The organism is Streptomyces sp. NPDC090442, assembly GCF_044769405.1.
Lineage (GTDB): Bacteria > Actinomycetota > Actinomycetes > Streptomycetales > Streptomycetaceae > Streptomyces.
In genome coordinates, this window is sequence record NZ_JBIVXW010000082.1 from 1 (window position 1) to 18221 (window position 18221).

Genomic DNA, 18221 nt, shown 5'->3' on the forward strand with positions numbered 1-18221 from the left:
GATCCGTTTCCGCATCCGGCCCCCTGTTGGAGCGGGGTTCGGCCGCTTCGCTTTCGCTTTTCGACCTTTCCGACTTTATCAGATCTTCTTTCGTTTCCGGCCGCTGAGCGACTGGTTCGAATTTCGTTCTGAATTGCCCGCCGAAGGGGCTTGCCTTTCGGCTTTTCCGACTTTACCAGAAGAAGATCGACCCGAATGATCGAGTGAGACTTCCAGTAAAAGGCCGGTGCGCTCCGCCGATCTGAAAGGTGCGGCCGGAGCGGAGATTGAGACTAACCGTCGCGATCGAACTTGTCCAGTTCGTTGCAACCGTTTGAATCTACCTCCCCCTGCTACCCGTGTCAACGGGTTGCCGGGATGAAAAGGAGATTAGCAGGTCATCAGGGGTATGCACACGTCAGGCGGCGGTGGGGAGGAGGGCGTCGCGGTCGGTGGGGGCGATGTCGCCGGTCTCGCCGGCGCGTACGGCGCGGCCGCCCAGGACGTAGACGTAGGTGAGGAACGCCAGCTCGGCGAGGACGCCAATGCTGATGCGGGCCCAGGTGGGGAGGGCGGAGGGGGTGACGAAGCCTTCGAGGATGCCGGAGACGAAGAGGACGGCGGCGAGGCCGATGGCCACGCCCAGGGCGGAGCGGCCCTCTTCGGACAGGGCCGTGCGGCGGGTGCGGGGGCCCGGGTCGATGACCGTCCAGCCGAGGCGGAGGCCGATTCCGGCGGCGACGAAGACGGCGGTGAGTTCGAGGAGGCCGTGCGGGAGGAGGAGGCCGAGGAAGGTGTCGAGGCGGCCTGCGGAGGACATCAGGCCCAGGCCGGCGCCGAGGTTGAGCATGTTCTGGAGGAGGACCCAGAGGACGGGGAGGCCGAGGAAGGCGCCGAGCACCAGGCAGAGGGCGACGGCCTGGGCGTTGTTCGTCCATACCTGGGCGGCGAAGGCCGCGGCGGGGTGGTTGGAGTAGTACGCCTCGTACTCGCCGCCGGGGCGGGTCATCTCGCGTAGGTCCTGTGGGGCGCCGAGGGTGGCCTGGACCTCCGGGTGGGCCGATATCCACCAGGCCAGAAGGGCGGCGGCGGTGAGGGAGAGCACCGCGGTGGGGATCCACCAGCGGCGCAGGCGGTAGACGGCGGCCGGGAACGAGGTGGTGAAGAAGTGGGCGGCGTCGCGCCAGGACGCCTTGCGGGCGCCGGTGACCTTGCTGCGGGCGCGGGCCACGAGGGAGGTCAGACGGCCGGTCAGGGCGGGGTCGGGGGCGCTGGAGAGGAGGAGCGAGAGGTGAGTGGTGGTGCGTTGGTAGAGGGTGACGAGTTCGTCGGCCTCGGCGCCGGTGAGGTGGCGCTTGCGGCGCAACAGGGCTTCCAGTCGGTCCCATTCGGCGCCGTGGGCCGTGACGAAGACATCCAGGTCCATACGGTTCGCTCCTCGCAGCGCGGTGGGTGGGTGCCGGGCCAGCTTGGCAGACTGGCCGGACGCGGGCCCCGGGCCTTCGGGGGTGGGACCGCGTGGGACGAGTGGGCCGCGGGGTGGTGGCCCGTCAAGAAGGAGACGAGAGGGAGTGGGTGCGTGAGTCAGCTGGTGACGGGGGAAGCGGTGGTGCTCGGGCTGCGGCCGGCGCGGTTGGCGAGCCGGGGGCTGGCGATAGCGGTCGATCTCGCGGTGGCCTGGGGGACGTACATCGCGGTGACGCTGGTGATGCTGAGCGCGGCGTCCTCGATGGACAGTGCGGTGCTGGCGGCCGTCCAGGTGGCGACGTTCGTGCTGCTGCAGGTGGGGGTCCCGATCGCGGTCGAAACGCTGAGCCACGGGCGGTCGTTGGGGAAGCTGATCTGTGGGCTGCGGGTGGTCCGGGAGGACGGGGGGCCGATCCGGTTCCGGCACGCGCTGGTGCGGGGTGCCATGGGGGCCGTCGAGATCGTGATGACGATGGGGGTGTTGGCGTCGGTGGCGTCCCTGGTGTCGGCGCGGGGGCGACGCCTGGGCGACGTGTTCGCCGGGACGCTGGTGATACGGGAGCGGGTGCCCGAGGCGGAGGGTGCGGGCGTGCAGTTGCCGGAGCCGCCGCCGTGGCTGGCAGGGGAGGTCGGGGGGCTCGATCTGTCGCGGGTCCCGGACGGGTGGTGGCTGGCCGTGCGGCAATGCCTGGGGCGGCTGGGCGAGTTGGATCCGCAGGCGGGCGCGGCGGTGGCCTGGCGGCTCGCCGGGGATCTGCGGGGCTTCGCGGGGGCGGAGGTGCCGGCGGGGGTGGATCCGGTGGTGTATCTGGCCGCGGTGGTGCGCGAGCGGCAGGGGCGGGAGTCCCGGCGGGCGTTCGGGGGGAGTGACGTTCCGGGGGGAGCGGTTCCGGGGGTGGCTTCGGAGGTCGTGCCTGGGGGCGTGGTCCCCGGGGGCGGGGTGCCGGCGGGTGGCGCTGTGGTGGGGACGTCGTCCGCGGGGGAGACGGATGCGGTGGTGGCCGGTGGGGCGTGGGCTGCGCCCGGGGGTGCCGTGACGACAGGGCAGGCGGTGGCTGGCGGGGTGGCCCGGCCGGCGGGAGAGGGCGTGCCGGGTGACGGGCCGCGGGGGCGGTCGTCGGCGGGCGGCGGGACGGGGTTCGCGCCGCCGGCGTGAGGCGGAAACGCAAAGGCACGGAGGAGGCGGGCGGCCGGTGGGGGCGGCAGGGTACGTGGCAGCCAACTGCCCGTCCGCCGGCTCGTGTTCGTCCGCGGTGGCGCTTCGGCTCGCGGTGTGGTGTGTGCGGTCCCGGTCCCCTCCCCCGCGTCAGGTGAACGTCGAGGGCGGCGAGTCGAGGGATTCGAGTTCGATGCCGGGGGCGGCGAGGACGACGTCGCCGGCGAGGTGGACGGCGTGCTGTTCGCCGGTTTCGAGGTCGGTGACCTGGTACTCGTCGGCGATCAGCGGGGCGTTGTCAGTGGCGTGTGGTGTGCTGGAGAGCAGCGCCCAGGACTGGTCGAGGGTGCGGGGGGCGAGGACGGGGGGTGTGAAGGCGACGAGGCGGACGCGGGTGGCTCCGGCGCCGGCGGTGAGGCGCAGCAGCCGGGCGGTGGCGACGAGGAACGCCGGCGAGGCGCCGGTGAAGGCGTGGGCGGGGACGTTTCCCTCGGTGGCGTGGGTGCCGGTGGGGTCGGTGCGCACCCAGGTGACGCCGTCGAGGGCGGCGCCGCGGACCTGCCAGGCGGCGGCGTGCAGTTCGAGGCGGAGGGGGCGGCCGAGTGCGTCGAGGGTGAGGTCGACGGAGCCGGTGTGTTCGCCGGCGGTGTTGAGGGTCTGGGAGACGTAGCGCCAGCCGGAGGGGCCGGTGGCGCAGTGGAAGTGTTCTTCGCCGAGGGGGGTGTGGTCGTGCGGGTCGTGCAGGGAGTAGTGGCCGCGGGGCATGGGGGTGCAGTCCTTGGGAGCGGGGGGTGGGGCGGTGCGCGGGTGGCGCGGGGGTTTCCGGGGGTTCTGCGGGCCAGGCCCCCGCCCGGAGGGCGAGGGCCTGGTGCCAGCGGCTGCTGGGGGTGCCGGGTGCCGGTCCGCAGGCGGACCGGCGGCGGCTCAGTAGCGGTAGTGGTCGGGCTTGTACGGGCCCTCGACCTCGACGCCGATGTACTCGGCCTGCTCCGGGCGCAGGGTGGTGAGCTTGACGCCCAGCGCGTCCAGGTGCAGCCGGGCGACCTTCTCGTCCAGCTGCTTGGGCAGCACGTACACGTCGGTCGGGTACTGCTCGGGCTTGGTGAACAGTTCGATCTGCGCCAGCGTCTGGTCCGCGAAGGAGTTGGACATCACGAACGACGGGTGACCCGTGGCGTTGCCCAGGTTCAGCAGCCGGCCCTCGGACAGCACGATGAGCACCTTGCCGTCCGGGTGGGTCCAGGTGTGCACCTGCGGCTTGACCTCGTCCTTGACGATGCCCGGGATCTTCGCGAATCCGGCCATGTCGATCTCGTTGTCGAAGTGGCCGATGTTGCCCACGATCGCCTGGTGCTTCATCTTGGCCATGTCCGAGGCCATGATGATGTCCTTGTTGCCCGTCGTGGTGATGAAGATGTCGGCCGTCTCCACCACGTCGTCCAGCGTGGTGACCTGGTAGCCGTCCATCGCCGCCTGCAGCGCGCAGATCGGGTCGATCTCCGTGACGATCACGCGGGCGCCCTGGCCGCGGAGGGACTCGGCGCACCCCTTGCCGACGTCGCCGTAGCCGCAGACGACGGCGGTCTTGCCGCCGATCAGGACGTCGGTGGCGCGGTTGATGCCGTCGATGAGGGAGTGGCGGCAGCCGTACTTGTTGTCGAACTTCGACTTGGTCACCGCGTCGTTGACGTTGATCGCCGGGAACAGCAGGACGCCGTCGCGGTGCATCTCGTAGAGACGGTGGACACCGGTGGTGGTCTCCTCCGTGACGCCACGGATCTCCGACGCCAACTTCGTCCACTTCTGCGGCTGTTCGGCGAGCGTGCGGTTGAGCAGCGCCAGGATCGCGGCGTGCTCCTCGCTCTCCGCGGACTCCACCGCCGGCGCCTGGCCGGCCTTCTCGTACTCCACGCCCTTGTGGACGAGGAGGGTGGCGTCACCGCCGTCGTCCAGGATCATGTTCGGGCCGCCGGTGGGAGCGTCCGCCCAGGTCAACGCCTGCTCGGTGCACCACCAGTACTCCTCCAGCGACTCGCCCTTCCAGGCGAAGACCGGGACGCCCTGGGGGTTCTCAGGCGTGCCGTTCGGGCCCACCGCGATGGCCGCGGCGGCGTGGTCCTGGGTGGAGAAGATGTTGCAGGACGCCCAGCGCACCCGCGCGCCCAGGGCGACCAGGGTCTCGATCAGCACGGCGGTCTGCACGGTCATGTGCAGCGAGCCGGTGACCCGCGCGCCCTTCAGCGGCTGCTGCGCGGCGTACTCCTTGCGGATCGCCATCAGGCCGGGCATCTCGTGCTCGGCGAGGGTGATCTCCTTGCGGCCGAAGGCGGCGAGGGACAGGTCGGCGACCTTGAAGTCCTGGCCGGTGGCTGCTGTGGTCATACGGGCTGCTCCTCGGAGTCGAGGTTGATCGGGCATTTCGGGCAGTCTGCGGCGCGGGTCGGGGCCCCGGGGTTCTCCGGGCGTAGGCGAGCCTACGGGGAGGCGGGTACACCTCTCCCCTTGCCGCAGCGCAGTCCGTCGGAGGCCCTCTCTCCCTCGGTCGGCCCGCGGTGCGGGCCGCCCGACCGCCATCAGCAGCGACGTCTGGCACTGGGGTCGAATTTACACCGATCCGGTCCGTGGCCCCAGACCGCATGGTCTTCTTCGCCGGCTTGGCTTCGTCGGGCGGTTGGTTGGCTTGTTCCGTGTGGCGCGGGAAGGGCGGCCCCTGGGGGGACGGCGCGGGCCCCGCCTCCCTCGGGGGCGGGGCCCGCGGTGGTCAGTTGGTGCCGGGGGGCGCGGTGGCGGCCCGCTCGTCGTAGATGTCGGGTTCGAGGTAGATGACGCGGGCGATGGAGACGGCTTCCCGGATGCGGGCCTCGGCGGCGTTGATGGCGTCGGCGATCTGGGCGGCGGTGTCGTCGTGCTCGACGGCGATCTTGGCGGCGACGAGGAGTTCCTCGGGGCCGAGGTGGAGGGTGCGCATGTGGATGACGCGGGTGACGACGTCGCCGTCGACGAGGGCGGCGCGGATCCTGGCGACCTGGTCCGGGCCGGCCGCCTCGCCGAGCAGCAGGGACTTGGTCTCGGCGGCGAGGACGAGGGCGATCAGCACCAACAGGGCGCCGATCGCCATGGTGCCGACGCCGTCCCAGACGCTGTTGCCGGTGACGAGGGTGAGGACGACGCCGCCGAGGGCGAGGACCAGACCGATCAGGGCGCCGAAGTCCTCCAGCAGCACGACGGGGAGTTCGGGGGCCTTGGCCCGGCGGATGAACTGGGTCCAACTCTGCTGGCCGCGCAGCGTGTTGGACTCCTTGACGGCGGTGCGGAAGGAGTAGCCCTCGGCGATGACGGCGAAGAGCAGGACGCCGACCGGCCAGTACCAGTTGTCCAGGGGGTGCGGGTGCTGGATCTTCTCCCAGCCCTCGTAGAGCGCGAAGACGCCGCCGATGGTGAACAGGACGATGGAGACCAGGAAGCCGTAGATGTAGCGCTCGCGGCCGTAACCGAAGGGGTGTTCCGCGGTGGCGGCGCGCTTGGCCCGCTTGCCGCCGAGCAGCAGCAGGCCCTGGTTGCCGGAGTCCGCGATCGAGTGCACGCCCTCGGCCAGCATCGAGGACGAGCCGCTGAAGGCGAAGGCGACGAACTTGGCTGCGGCGATCGCCAGGTTGGCGCTGAGCGCCGCAACGATCGCCTTGGTACCGCCGGATGCACTCATGGGTGCGCAGGTCCCTTCCGTAGACCGGGCTTTACCGCTCCTTTAACGCGGTTGCGGCGGTCATTGTCGCAGCCGGGTCGGCGGGGGACGACGGGCGGCCGGATGCCGGACGGACCGTCACACGACGACGGTGGCGCGGAAGAGGGTGCCGTCACCGGAGGCGGTGAGGTGTTCGCTGGCGGGGGCGAAGACGGAGCCGCCGGGGGCCAGGATCAGCTCCCGGGTGGTGCCGGTGTCGCTGGTGAGGCGCACGGTGCCGGCGGTGCAGAGCAGGATCTGCGGGGTGCGGGCGGGCAGCGGGCGCGGGGCTCCACCGGGGGCCAGGACGAAGCGCGAGAGGCGGAACTCGTCGATGGGGGTGTCGTAGACCTCCTCGCCGTCGACGTCCTCGGGGCGCAGCACGCCGGCGTCGCGGGGCTCGAAGCGGACCACGCGCAGGAGTTCGGGGACGTCGACGTGCTTGGGGGTGAGGCCGCAGCGGAGCACGTTGTCGGAGTTGGCCATCAACTCGACGCCCAGGCCGCTGAGGTAGGCGTGCGGGATGCCGGCGCCGAGGAACAGCGCCTCGCCGGGCTGGAGTCGGACGTAGTTGAGGAGCATCGCGGCGAGGATGCCGGGGTCGCCGGGGTGGTGGTGGGCGAGGTCGGCGTAGGCGGCGTACGCCTCGGCGTGCGGTCCGCCCTTGGGGGCGAGGTGGGCGGCGGCGGTGGCGGCGCGTTCGACGGTCTCGGCGAGGGCGTGTCCTTCGGCGCCGAGGACGGCGGTGAGCACCTCGCGCAGGGCGGATTCCTCGGGGCTGGCGCGCAGGATGTCGACGTACGGCTTGAGGTCGGCGACGTCGAGGCCCTCCAGGAGGTCGGCGGCCTCGGCCGGGTGCCGGAAGCCGCACAGGCCGTCGAAGGGGGTGAGGGCGCAGATCAGCTCGGGCTTGTGGTGCGGGTCCTTGTAGTTGCGGTGCGGGGCGTCGAGGGGGACGCCGCGGGCCTCCTCGGCGGCGTAGCCGGTCTCGGCCTGGGTGCGGTCGGGGTGGACCTGGAGGGAGAGCGGGGCGCCGGCGGCGAGGATCTTGAACAGGAACGGCAGCCGGGGGCCGAAGGCGCGGACCGTCGCGGCGCCCAGTTCGGCCCCGGGGTCGGCGGCTATCACCTCGGCGAGGGAGACCGGGCCGTCGCCGCGGTCCAGGCGGGAGGGGGCGCCGGGGTGGGCACCGAGCCACAGCTCGGCCTGGGGCTCGCCGGTGGGCGGGACGCCGAGGAGGTCGGGGAGGGCGGTGGTGGAGCCCCAGGCATAGGGGCGCACGGTGTTGACGAGGCGGTCCATGGGGCGACTGCTTCCTGACGTTGCGTGAGTGGTTCGGCGAGGCGCGGGGCCCTGCTCGCTAGGCGCTCGGGGGCGGGCGGTCTCCTGCGGGCCCCGCCGGAGCCATGATCACTCGGTGCCGGCGAGCGCCAGGTAAACGGCGCCGAAATCGGCGATGGCGAGGAGTTCCGCGGCGCGTTCCAGGTCGCTGCCGGCGGTCGGCTCCAGCGCGCTGAGGGGGGTGTCGCGTTCGTCGGCGAGTTCCTGGGCGGCGCGGGTGGCGGAGAGCGGGCCCGGTGCGTCCTCGCGGAGCAGGACGACCCGGGCGTGCAGGGCGGCGGGCTGTTCGACGCGGTCGCGGAAGAAGTCGTCCGGGTCGGCGCCGGCGGCCAACGCGCCGGCGAGCAGCGTGCGGTGGGTGGTGAGCGCCTCGGGGAGGTCGGCGGCGAGGGCGGGGCGGCCGGCCAGTCCGGCGAGTTCGGTGGCGAAGTGGCGGCCGACGGCGCCGGCGATCAGGCCCTCGGTCCAGATGAGCGGGAGCGCGTCGGCGAGGTCGGCGGCGAGGGTCTTGCCGGGGTTGGTGTAGGTGGGGATGGCCGGGCCGCAGCGCTCGGCGACCTCGTCGAGGCGGTCGGCGAGCTTGCCGATGTCGTCCACGGAGGCGCTGATCAGGCCGATCCGGTCGGCGAGCACCAGCAGCGGGATGAGGACGGACCAGAGGGTGCCGGGGGCGGCCGGCGGGGCGCCCTCGACGTCGAACTCGGTGTCGTAGTCGGTGGTGGCCAGCGGGACGGCCAGGCCGCGGGCCTGGACGACGGCGTCGGCGAGTGGGCCGCCGGCGGGGGTGACGGCGACGACCGCGCAGCCGCGGCGGTAGGACTGCTCGACGAGTTCGGCGAGGCCGGGGTCGGCGGCGTCGGGGCCGGCGACCAGGAGGAGGTCGAGGGGGCCGGCCCAGCCGGGGAGGGTCCAGCGCAGCGCGCCGGGGACGGGGGCGACGCCGGTGGGCTGGATGAGGCTGACCGGGCAGCTTCCGCCGCTGAGGGCGCGCAGCAGGTCGGCGACGCCGGCGGCGGCCGGGCCGGGGCCGGCGACCAGGACGGCGCGCGGGCGGCCGTCGGGGGTCAGCTCGGGGATGCCGGACTCGGCGGCGCTGCGGGCCGCGGTGCGGACCCGGGCGCCGGATTCGGCGACGCCGCGCAGCAGGCCGAAGCGGTCGGCGCCGGCCAGCGCCTCGGGAGCGTCGAGGAGTGACTCGTCGAGCATGGTGGCGCGGCCTCCGATCGCCGGTGGGGCGGGTGGTGCCGGATCAGGCGGGGCGGACGGCTTCGTCGACGAGGAGGACGGGGATGCCGTCACGGACCGGGTAGGCGAGGCCGCAGGCGCCGGAGGTGCAGACCAGCTCCGCCGGGTCGGCCGCGCTGCGGTCCTCCAGCGGTGCGTGACAGGCCGGGCAGGCGAGGATCTGGATCAGGCTGGCGTCGACCGGCATCGGGGCTCCTTCGGCGTGGTTGCGGCGTGGCCAGCGTACCGCCGGAGTGGGGCCCGGGGCTTGCCCGGAGGGGGCGGGGCTACCGGGAGGGCCGGGCGGGCGGCCCTCCCGCGGGGCGGCGCGGGGTCAGCCGCGGATGATCGCGAGGGCCTCGTCGCGGATGCGGTCGACGGTGGCCCGGTCGCGGGCCTCGGCGTTGAGGCGGAGCAGCGGCTCGGTGTTGGACGGGCGGACGTTGAACCACCAGTCGGCGGCGGTGACGGTGAGGCCGTCGAGCTCGTCGAGGGTGATGCCGTCGCGGCCTTCGTAGGCGGCCTTGAGGGCGGCCAGGCGGCCGGCCTGGTCGTCGACGGTGCTGTTGATCTCGCCGGAGGCGGCGTAGCGGTCGTACTGGGCGACGAGCTGGGACAGCGGGCCGGCCTGTTCGCCGAGGGCGGCGAGGACGTGGAGGGCGGCGAGCATGCCGGTGTCGGCGTTCCAGAAGTCGCGGAAGTAGTAGTGGGCGGAGTGCTCGCCGCCGAAGATGGCGCCGGTGCGGGCCATTTCGGCCTTGATGAAGGAGTGGCCGACGCGGGTGCGGACGGGGGCGCCGTCGTGCTCCTTGACGACCTCCGGGACGGACCAGGAGGTGATGCAGTTGTGGATGACGATGCCGCCGGGGTGCTTGGCCAGTTCGCGGGCGGCGACCAGGGCGGTGATGGCGGACGGCGAGACCGGGTCGCCGTTCTCGTCGACGACGAAGCAGCGGTCGGCGTCGCCGTCGAAGGCGAGGCCGAGGTCGGCGCCGACGGCGCGGACGCGGGCCTGGAGGTCGGTGATGTTCTTGGGGTCGAGCGGGTTGGCCTCGTGGTTGGGGAAGGAGCCGTCCAACTCGAAGTAGAGGGCGTCGAGGTCGAGGGGCAGGCCCTCGAAGACGGTGGGGACGGTGTGGCCGCCCATGCCGTTGCCGGCGTCCACCACGACCTTCAGGGGGCGGATGGCGGTGAGGTCCACCAGGGAGCGCAGGTGGGCGGCGTAGTCGGCGAGGACGTCGTGCTGGGCGACGGTGCCGGGGCGGGCGGCCGGCTCGGGGGCGCCCTGCTCGGTCCAGCGCTCGACCAGGGCGCGGATCTCGGCGAGGCCGGTGTCCTGGCCGACGGGGGCGGCGCCGGCCCGGCACAGCTTGATGCCGTTGTACTGGGCCGGGTTGTGCGAGGCGGTGAACATCGCGCCGGGCAGGTCCAGGGCACCGCTGGCGTAGTAGAGCTCGTCGGTGGAGCACAGGCCGATCTCGGTGACGTCGGCGCCACGGGCGGCCGCGCCGCGGGCGAAGGCGCGGGACAGGCCGGGCGAGGAGGGCCGCATGTCGTGGCCGATGACGATCGCGTCGGCGTCCGTGACCTGGACGAAGGCCGCACCGAAGAGCTCGGCCAGCGCCTCGTCCCACTGGTCGGGGACCACACCGCGCACGTCGTACGCCTTCACGATCTGCGACAGGTCAGTCACGCCAGCCTCCTGGGGTCGCCTACGGGGGTCACAAACCTACCCGTACGTTCTGTACGGGGGCCGTGAACCAGCCGGGTACGGGGGCGGGCGGGCCGGTGACGGCCCGGTGCTCAGGAGTCGGGCGAGCGCAGGACCCGGAGGTGGCCGCGGCGGGCGACCTCCATGGGGTGGCCGTCGCGGCCCGTGGGGGCGGGGGTGTCGGTGCCGCCGGCGGCGCGCTCCTGGGGGCGGGCCGCCTCGCGGACGGCGTTGGCCAGCGCTTCGAGGTCGTCGCCGCTGGGGCGCGCGGGTCCGGGGTCGATGGCGAGGCGGACGACCTCCCAGCCGCGGGGGGCGGTCAACCGCTCGGAGTGCTCGGCGCACAGGTCGTAGCAGTGCGGTTCGGCGTAGGTGGCGAGCGGTCCGAGCACGGCGGTCGAGTCCGCATAGACGTACGTCAGCGTTGCGACGGCGGGGCGGCCGCACGCAGTGCGCGAACAGCGACGTACAGGGCTCACGACGTTGGACGGTACCGCACTCTTGAGCGGGCCGCGACGACTCTCCCTCGGCTCACCCAACCGTGTCGTCCCGCTTCGTCCGATGCGTCTGACCTGCACCCCCCCGGCCGGGGGGCGGTACGGAGGTGACCGCCGAGGCCGTGCGGTGGGCGGGATCCCGAGGGCATCCCACCACCAGGTAGTGCATTTCGCGTCATTCCGCGTCGGACGGTGGGAGTTGGGTGGTCGAATGCGGTGCGGCAAACGGACCGAACCGGGCCTGGTCCGGTCAGCCGGCGACAAGTGGCGAGTTGTCGCACAACGCCGTGCCGGTCGTCCCGGGAGGGCTACGCTCGATCTGATGGACAGCCCCGTACCTCCCCGTCCTGCGGAGCCCCGGCCCCGGCGCCGCGACCGCCACGGCCGTGGCATGCGCGGCCCGATCGCCCCTCCCCAGGTGCCGCTGTCGGTGAGCCGCGGCGACGCGTTCGCGGACCTGGTCTACGACTCCCGGGACCGGCTGGAGCGGCGCTGGCCGCAGCTCGCACAGGTCGACTTCCTGGTGCTGGAGGTACCGGGGTTCGGGCCGGACGGCGGGGTGGATCCGCTCCTGGAGGACGACGTCGTGCCGCTGGGCCGGGTGCTGCCGGCCGGCGACGAATATCGCGATCGGATCGTGATCTACCGCAGGCCGGTGGAGATCCGCACGAAGGGCCGCGACGAGCGGGCGCTGCTGGTGCACGAGGTCGTCGTCGAGCAGGTCGCCGAGCTGCTGGGGCTCGCGCCGGAGTCGGTGGACCCGCGCTACGGGCAGGAGTGAGCCGGCGGCGCGGGTCCAGCGCGGGTGTCGCCGCCCAGCGGCGCCGTTGGGGCGCGGTGGTCGGCGACGGGTGGGTCAGCGGGCGAGCAGGGACAGGTCCTGGCCGGCGGTCGGGACGAGCACCGAGCCGCGGTCGTCGGGCAGCGGCTGGATGGTGAAGGCGGGCAGCCCGCCCTGCGGGACCTCCAGCATCCGGGCCGCGTAGACCGGGCCGCTGCCGGACTGGGGCTCGACGGTCAGCGCGTAGGAGCCCTTCAGGCCCGTCGGCTGCGGCGGCTGGACGGCGAGGCTGGTGCCGCCCTTGACCGTGTACGTCTTGCTGGTCGGGGTGCCGCCGCCACTGCCGGCCGACGCGGTGACCTTCACCTTGGCGTCCTTGCCCTTCTGGGGGGCGACGAGGGTGAGCGTGCTGCCCTTGGCGCGGTTGTCGACGGCGGTGCCGCGGGCCTCGATCGGCCGGGTCGCCGGGATGAACGCCATCTCCTGGTTGTCGCCCTTGCCGCGGACGACCCGCAGCGCCGCGGTGACCGGTGCCGCGGAACCGTCGCCGCTGGGCGTGAGGACCAGCGAGCCGGCCTCGCCCTTGGTGACGTCCTTGAGGTCGACGGTGGCCGTCATCCCGCTCTTGACGTGCAGGCTGTCGAGGCCGGTCGGGGTGATCAGGCCGGTGGGCGTGGCCAGTTGGACCTTGAGGTCGGCGTCGGAGTTGCCGGGGGCCACGGCGACCAGCTGGACGTCGGTGGCGTCGGACGGGATGCCGGGGAGGACGGCCTCGGGGGCCGGGTCGGCGGCGGGCGGCAGCCAGTCGCCGCCGGTCTTGGCGTCGGCGGCCTGGACGGCGGCGCCGACCCGGCCGGAGCGGGCGGTGACGTGCAGCGCGGCGCCGTCGGCGGGGCCGCCGGTGAGGGTGGAGAGCAGCACCGGGACGGTGGTGTGCGGCGGCACGGTGATGTCCTCACCGCCACCGCTGCCGGTCAACGGGCCGTCCTTGCCGCGCATTTCGAGGTCGACGACGGCCGGCGCGCTGTCGGGGTTGGTGAGGTGGACGTAGTCGGTGCGCCCGGAGGCGGTGCTGACGCCGGGGAACCAGAACTGGGTGTCGGGGGCGGTGCAGCTCAGGCCCTGGAGGCCGCGGCCGGAGCCGGCGGCGATGCTGGTGGTCTGCTGGACGGTCCAGCCGGGGGCCAGCACGCCGTCGGCGGAGCCGGTCAGGGCGGGGGCGTCGGCGCTGTCGGTGCTGGCGGTGACGGGCTTGCCGGCCTCCTGGAGTGGCACCACCGGCTTGCTGTCGGCCGGCGGGACGGTCGTCGGCGCCCCGCCCTGATCCGCGGCGCCGCCCTTGCCCTTGCCCTTGGTGTCCTTGCCGCCCTTGCCGGCCGGGTTGCCGTGGCTGTCGGCGAGCGTCCCGGTGGGCTGGAGTTGGGCGGTGCCCTTCTTGGTGTCCGCACCGGCCGCCGCCCCCGGGGGCGCGAAGGCGGTGTAGGTGGTGTCGGCGACCTCCGAGGAGCTGGGCGCCGGGCACACCAGCGTGGACCGCTGGACGGGCAGCCGGGTGCCGCTGGTGGGGGCCGCGGCGGTGCCGCCGCCGGGGGCCGCGACCGCGGCGACGCCGGTGACCGCGGCCAGCGCGGCGGCCGCGGCGGTCAGGGACAGGATGGTGCGCTTCACTGCTGGTCGCTCCCGTCACGGCGCGGCTCGGGGAAGGCGCCGGGGTACGTCGTGCCGTCGTAGTGCTGCGGGTGCTCGGGGTGCTGGGGCTGCTGGGGGTGCGCCTGTGGGCCGGCGTCGGGGTAGGCCGACTGCTGGCCGCCGTAGCCGTACGGGTCGTAGGCGCCCGCCTGGTACGGGTCGGTCGGGTAGCCGCTCTGGTAACCGCCCGCCTGGTAGGGGTCGGCCGGCGCGGGCTGCTGCTGGCCGTCGTAGTACCCGGGCTGGTACGGGTCGGCCACCGGGGCGTAGGGCTGCTGGTCGGCGGCCGGGTCCGGGGCGGGGGCCCAGCCCTCGTAGGAGGGCTGGGGCGGGACCGCGGCATACGGGTCGGCGACCGGGTCCTGGTCCGGGGCCGGCGCGGCGGCCGGTGGCTCCTCGTCGCTGCGGGCGACCGGGGCGTCGGCGCCGGCGGCCTCGGCCTGGGCGCGCAGCCGGCGGGCCCGGCGCCCCTCCCCCGCGACCGGGGCGGCGACCGCGGCCGCGGCGGCCTCCTCGGGCAGGTCGTCGTCGATCTCCCGCCGGCGTCCCGGCAGCGCCATCACGACCAGCACCAGCGCCAGCAGGCCCTGGGACCACAGCCAGAGGGTGTGGCCGAGGGGGTTGTCGTGGGTGAGGTCCAACCGGCCGCCGTTGGAGGGCAGTTGGAAGCCCTGGGCCCAGCCGTCGACGGTGACGGGCTTGAGCGGGGTGCCGTCGAGGGAGGCGTGCCAGCCGTCGTCGGCGGCGTCCGCGATCCGCAGGATCCGGCCGGCGGGCCCCGCCGGCACCTTGGTGGTGTGCGCGTCGACCGGCCCGGCCGGCACCGGGACGGGGGCGACGGCGTCACCGCTGGCGGTGCCCTCCTTGGTCTGGCCGGGCACGATCGAGATCCGGGAGACGCGCTGGTCGACCCGCCACAGGGCGCTGCCGTCCTCCTGGCTGAGCCGGGTCAGGCCCGGGGTGGCGTCCAGGACGCGGCCCATCTCCCGCGGGGCGCCCTTGCGGACCAGGATGTAGCGGACCGCGTAGCCGCCGAGCCGGTCGGTCTGGTCGGCGCCGGAGCCGGCGACGAGGTGGGCGACGACGGCGTCCAGGCGGGCGTCCGGGCCGGCCTCGGCGGCCAGGTCCGCGTCGCCGAGCTGGGCGCCGGCGCCGCGCACGAGGGAGTACTCGACGTGGCCGGGGGTGCCGTCCAGGACGAGGGTGCGGGCCCGGTCGGTGGTGGTGGCCTCCTCGGCGACGAACGCCGGGACCTGGGTGGCGTCGCGCCGCTGGACCGGGCCGGCGGCCCCGGTGATCATCCAACTGGCCGCCGCGTAGAGCGGGGCGATCAGGCAGGCCAGGGCGACCAGCACGGCGGCCGGCTGCTTCCAGCCGAAGCCGAGCGCGGTCATCCGGGTGCGGATGCCCTCGGCGCCGAGCGCGGCCGCGCACAGCAGCGCCAGGCCGTAGACGAGCAGCGCCGGGCCGGTCCAGCCGGAGCCGTTGCCGAGCGCCGCGCACAGCAGCCCGACGAGGGCGACCGCCCAGGCGGTGCGGATCGCGGTCTGGCGGGCGTCACGCAGGGTCGCGCCGAGGGCGGCCAGCACGACGCCGAGGAGCAGCAGCCCGCCGACGGCCTTGGGGCCGCCGGGGCTGATCCCGACGAGGTCCAGGACGGAGGCGGAGCCGGCGCCGTAGTCGAGGCCGACCTCGCGGAAGAACCGCGACGGGTCGGCGAGCAGCGACAGCGACCAGGGCGCCAGCACCACCAGCGGGGCCAGCGCCACGGCCAGGAACCGCAGCAGGTAGGGCACCAGCAGGCCGCGGTTGCCGTCCAGGAACCGCAGCACCAGCAGGCCCACGCCGAGCAGCACCGCGATCGGCCAGACGATCGGGGTGAAGGCGGTGGTGACGGTGACCAGCAGCGCGTACGCCCAGGCGGCGCGCCAACTGGGCCGGGTGCCGGGAGCCAGCCGCAGCCCGCTGGCGGCGACCGCGGCGCGGGCCATCAGGGGCAGCAGGATGGCCAGGACGGCGGTGCCCAGGCGGCCGCCGGCGAGCGCGCCGGTGGCGGCGGGCAGGAAGGCGTAGGCGATGCTCGCCCAGGCCCGCAGCAGCCGGGAGGCGACCAGGGGGCGGGAGGCGAAGTAGGCGGTGAGGCCGGCCAGCGGCACCGAGCAGACCAGCAGCAGGGTCAGGGTGAAGCCGGTGCTGCCCAGGAAGAGCGTGGAGAGCGCGGCGAGCACGGCGAGGTAGGGCGGTGCCGCGGCGGTGTCGCCGACGCCGACCGGATGCCAGCTGTCGACGTACGAGGACCACAGCGCGCCGAGGCCGCCGGGCGCCGGCAGCAGGGCACCGCCGACCAGCGAACCGCCGCCGAGCAGCCCCCGGCAGGCGATCAGCGAGACGACCAGCAGGACGAGGAAGAGCACCGGCGCGGGGCGGCGGGCGATCCGCTTGAGCCGCGCGAACTGCTCGATCTCCAGGTAGTCGGCGTCGTCGCCGCCGGGCCCGGACTCCACCGCGCCGTGCCGGCCGGCGGAGGCGACGTCGGGGGCGGCGCGGCCGGCGAGGTTGCCGGCGACCTGCTCGACGGTGGCGCGGACGGTCGCGCCGGGCGGCGGGAAGAGCGACCGCAGCTCGCCCGCGTCGACCGTCGGCTTCCCGCGTCGCTTACGGGCCGCGAGGATCTTCCCGGGGCGCAGCAACGTGCCGAAGAGCCCGGCCAGTTCGTCCAGGGCCTGCCCGGGGACCTTGCCGACGAGGTAGGCGACGACCCGCAGCAGCGTGCCGATCAGCAGCCGCAGCAGGGTGTACGGGAGCAGCGCGCCACGGGTGTTGGCGAGCAGGGTGTAGACCGCGCCGGCCTTGTCGACGCGGTGCGGGGTGGAACCACGCAGCGCGAAGCGCTTCGATGAGGGGTGGTGGTCGGGCGACGGGCGGGCCACCGAACGGCCGACGCAGTCGATGGGGCGGCGCTCGCGGGCCGCTGCCTCGGCGTGCCGCAGCGCCGCGTCGGGGGCGATGAGCACCTGGTGGCCGGCGGCCTGGGCGCGCCAGCACAGGTCGACGTCGTCGCGCATCAGCGGCAGTCGGCGGTCGAAGCCGCCCAACTGCTCGTAGACGTCACGGCGGATGAGCATCCCGGCGGTGGAGACGGACAGGACCGGGCGGACCTGGTCGTGCTGGCCCTGGTCCTGCTCGCGGCGGTCCAGCCCGGTCCAACGCCGGCCGCTGCGGGCGATGCTGACGCCCGCCTCAAGCAACTGCCGGCGGTCGTACCAGCTCCGCAGCTTGGGACCGACGACGGCGGTCGACGGGCTGGCGTCGGCGACCCGCAGCAGCTCGGCGAGCGCGTCGGGCGCCGGCGCGCAGTCGTCGTGCAGCAGCCAGAGCCACTGGACCGGCTCCCCGTGCGGGAGTTCCGGCATGTCGTACGCCTCGTCGTGCCAGGTGCGGCTGACGGGGTCCCAGCCGCTGGGGCGGCGCAGGTAGGGCAGGTCGTCGGGGCCGAGGACCGGGGCGCTGCGCACCGCCTCGTCGACGGCGGTGCCGAATCCGGAGCGGCGGGCGAGGTGGAGCACGCGGTCGTCGCCGATCGCCTCGGCGAGCAGTTGGGCGGAGTCGTCCGCGCTACCGGTGTCGGCGCCGATGACGTTCTGCACCGGTCGCTCCTGGCCGAGCAGCCCGGCAAGCGCCTCGGGCAGCCAGCGGCCGCCGTCGTGCGAGACGATCACGGCGGTGACGACGTGCCGCGGGAACTCCGGTGCGGCGGTTGCGTAGGGGGCGGGCTGGGCCGCCGACTGGCTGTGCACGGACATCGAGGTACGGGCCCTCCGGACCCGGGAGTTCGGGGCCCGCGGCGAAGTCGCTCAAGGCCCCCGCCCCCGGAAGACACTGCGACGGACTACGAGGGACACGCGCACCCCGCGCCGGCGGTGCGGGCGTGTCTCGGACGGGGCCCCACACTAATGGTTCGCGACGGGGCACCGATCGGCTCCGTACACAGCAAACCGCCTCCGGCGGACAGGGCGCCGGAGGCGGTGCGTTCGGTATAGGCGGATATGGGGAGTTGGGGAGGTGCGGCTGCGCGGTCGGCACGGCCGCGGGGTGCGGGGTGCTGGGCTGCCACGGTCAGACGGCGGCCTTCTTGAGGCGGCGGCGCTCGCGCTCGGACAGACCGCCCCAAATACCGAAGCGCTCGTCGTTGGCGAGGGCGTATTCGAGGCACTCGGACCGGACTTCACAGGCGAGGCAGACCTTCTTGGCCTCGCGGGTGGAGCCACCCTTTTCCGGGAAGAAGGACTCGGGGTCGGTCTGGGCGCACAGTGCGCGCTCCTGCCAGCCGAGCTCCTCGTCCGCCTCCTCGACCAGCAATTCCTGGAACAGCTCGGTCATGTGCGCCCCTCGTCTGTCTTTACGTCCCCGTGATCAAGCCGTGATCGAAATCGGCTGAACGACACGAGTGAAATTACAAGTGTGCTGATCCGGGCCAGTCAAGCCGAGATCTGCTATTGGGCCTCTTATTCACTCTGCGGAACCAAGCGTATGCGGAAAGTGTTCAAATCATCCAAAACTAGGACACTTCACCGGGCAATCAACCCGTGGCCTCCTTCTCACCGAGTGAGACGCCACCGGACACCTTTTGCGTTGCACTTCGCGCGTCGGAGCGG

The 18221-nt window shown here is 73.8% G+C and carries 15 protein-coding genes; 3 read left to right on the forward strand and 12 right to left on the reverse strand.

All coding sequences use genetic code 11. The annotated features are described in order from the left end of the window. On the forward strand, positions 1-199 hold a 199-nt coding region (locus tag ACIQU6_RS37475), incomplete at its 5' end, for a hypothetical protein (protein WP_403486210.1). 198 nt (positions 200-397) lie between these two features. Here the strand turns inward: ACIQU6_RS37475 and ACIQU6_RS37480 are convergent. Then, positions 398-1405 carry a stage II sporulation protein M gene (locus ACIQU6_RS37480; protein ID WP_403486211.1) on the reverse strand — a complete coding sequence of 336 codons (1008 nt, stop codon included), beginning with the start codon at positions 1403-1405 and terminating at the stop codon, positions 398-400. A 153-nt stretch (positions 1406-1558) separates the two neighbouring features. On the opposite strand from ACIQU6_RS37480, the gene ACIQU6_RS37485 reads away from it, so the two are divergent. Further along, complete coding sequence (locus ACIQU6_RS37485; RefSeq protein ID WP_403486212.1) at positions 1559-2602, forward strand: RDD family protein; 1044 nt, start codon at positions 1559-1561, stop codon at positions 2600-2602. 150 nt (positions 2603-2752) lie between these two features. Here ACIQU6_RS37485 and ACIQU6_RS37490 read toward each other — a convergent pair whose 3' ends face one another. The 8 genes from ACIQU6_RS37490 to ACIQU6_RS37525 all read right to left on the reverse strand — a co-directional run bounded on the left by ACIQU6_RS37490 (position 2753) and on the right by ACIQU6_RS37525 (position 11138). Further along, positions 2753-3367, reverse strand: a complete 615-nt coding sequence (locus ACIQU6_RS37490; RefSeq protein WP_403486213.1) for a hypothetical protein — start codon at positions 3365-3367, stop codon at positions 2753-2755. Between the two features lie 159 nt (positions 3368-3526). Continuing rightward, the gene (gene ahcY, locus ACIQU6_RS37495) at positions 3527-4984 is read right to left on the reverse strand and encodes an adenosylhomocysteinase (RefSeq protein WP_403486214.1); all 1458 of its coding nucleotides are present in this window, start codon (positions 4982-4984) and stop codon (positions 3527-3529) included. Between the two features lie 379 nt (positions 4985-5363). Continuing rightward, on the reverse strand, positions 5364-6305 hold the full coding sequence (locus tag ACIQU6_RS37500) for a cation diffusion facilitator family transporter (protein ID WP_403486215.1): 942 nt from the start codon (positions 6303-6305) through the stop codon (positions 5364-5366). A gap of 117 nt (positions 6306-6422) precedes the next feature. Next, positions 6423-7625 carry a mannose-6-phosphate isomerase, class I gene (gene manA / locus ACIQU6_RS37505; protein ID WP_403486216.1) on the reverse strand — a complete coding sequence of 401 codons (1203 nt, stop codon included), beginning with the start codon at positions 7623-7625 and terminating at the stop codon, positions 6423-6425. Between the two features lie 108 nt (positions 7626-7733). Continuing rightward, a complete protein-coding gene (locus tag ACIQU6_RS37510; protein ID WP_403486217.1) occupies positions 7734-8870 on the reverse strand; it encodes an SIS domain-containing protein in 1137 nt (378 codons plus the stop codon). 43 nt (positions 8871-8913) lie between these two features. Beyond that, a complete protein-coding gene (locus tag ACIQU6_RS37515; protein ID WP_403486218.1) occupies positions 8914-9096 on the reverse strand; it encodes a Trm112 family protein in 183 nt (60 codons plus the stop codon). A gap of 126 nt (positions 9097-9222) precedes the next feature. Beyond that, entirely contained in the window at positions 9223-10581 is a 1359-nt protein-coding gene (locus ACIQU6_RS37520) for a phosphomannomutase/phosphoglucomutase (protein WP_403486219.1), read from the reverse strand. Positions 10582-10691: 110 nt separating this feature from the next. After that, positions 10692-11138 carry a DUF3499 domain-containing protein gene (locus ACIQU6_RS37525; protein ID WP_383423839.1) on the reverse strand — a complete coding sequence of 149 codons (447 nt, stop codon included), beginning with the start codon at positions 11136-11138 and terminating at the stop codon, positions 10692-10694. 280 nt (positions 11139-11418) lie between these two features. Between ACIQU6_RS37525 and ACIQU6_RS37530 the strand changes: the two genes are divergently transcribed. Next, positions 11419-11877, forward strand: coding sequence for a metallopeptidase family protein (locus tag ACIQU6_RS37530; RefSeq protein WP_403486220.1), 459 nt, complete (start codon positions 11419-11421; stop codon positions 11875-11877). A gap of 75 nt (positions 11878-11952) precedes the next feature. Here the strand turns inward: ACIQU6_RS37530 and ACIQU6_RS37535 are convergent, their stop codons facing one another. From ACIQU6_RS37535 to ACIQU6_RS37545, 3 genes are all read right to left on the reverse strand, one after another. Continuing rightward, positions 11953-13545 (reverse strand): DUF5719 family protein, encoded by a 1593-nt coding sequence (locus ACIQU6_RS37535; RefSeq protein WP_403486221.1) that lies wholly within the window; start codon positions 13543-13545, stop codon positions 11953-11955. Further along, the gene (locus tag ACIQU6_RS37540; RefSeq protein WP_403486222.1) at positions 13542-17369 is read right to left on the reverse strand and encodes a glycosyltransferase; all 3828 of its coding nucleotides are present in this window, start codon (positions 17367-17369) and stop codon (positions 13542-13544) included. The genes ACIQU6_RS37535 and ACIQU6_RS37540 overlap by 4 nt, the downstream gene beginning before the upstream one ends. A 313-nt stretch (positions 17370-17682) precedes the next feature. Continuing rightward, positions 17683-17946, reverse strand: coding sequence for a WhiB family transcriptional regulator (locus ACIQU6_RS37545; RefSeq protein WP_003983763.1), 264 nt, complete (start codon positions 17944-17946; stop codon positions 17683-17685). Between the last annotated feature and the right edge of the window lie 275 nt (positions 17947-18221).

Coding starts and splice junctions, on each gene's coding strand:
- ACIQU6_RS37500 (WP_403486215.1), bottom strand. CDS start 6,305: ATGAGTGCATCCGGCGGTACCAAGGCGATCGTTGCGGCGCTCAGCGCC.
- ACIQU6_RS37510 (WP_403486217.1), bottom strand. CDS start 8,870: ATGCTCGACGAGTCACTCCTCGACGCTCCCGAGGCGCTGGCCGGCGCC.
- ACIQU6_RS37530 (WP_403486220.1), top strand. CDS start 11,419: ATGGACAGCCCCGTACCTCCCCGTCCTGCGGAGCCCCGGCCCCGGCGC.
- manA (WP_403486216.1), bottom strand. CDS start 7,625: ATGGACCGCCTCGTCAACACCGTGCGCCCCTATGCCTGGGGCTCCACC.
- ACIQU6_RS37545 (WP_003983763.1), bottom strand. CDS start 17,946: ATGACCGAGCTGTTCCAGGAATTGCTGGTCGAGGAGGCGGACGAGGAG.
- ACIQU6_RS37515 (WP_403486218.1), bottom strand. CDS start 9,096: ATGCCGGTCGACGCCAGCCTGATCCAGATCCTCGCCTGCCCGGCCTGT.
- ACIQU6_RS37490 (WP_403486213.1), bottom strand. CDS start 3,367: ATGCCCCGCGGCCACTACTCCCTGCACGACCCGCACGACCACACCCCC.
- ACIQU6_RS37480 (WP_403486211.1), bottom strand. CDS start 1,405: ATGGACCTGGATGTCTTCGTCACGGCCCACGGCGCCGAATGGGACCGA.
- ahcY (WP_403486214.1), bottom strand. CDS start 4,984: ATGACCACAGCAGCCACCGGCCAGGACTTCAAGGTCGCCGACCTGTCC.
- ACIQU6_RS37540 (WP_403486222.1), bottom strand. CDS start 17,369: ATGTCCGTGCACAGCCAGTCGGCGGCCCAGCCCGCCCCCTACGCAACC.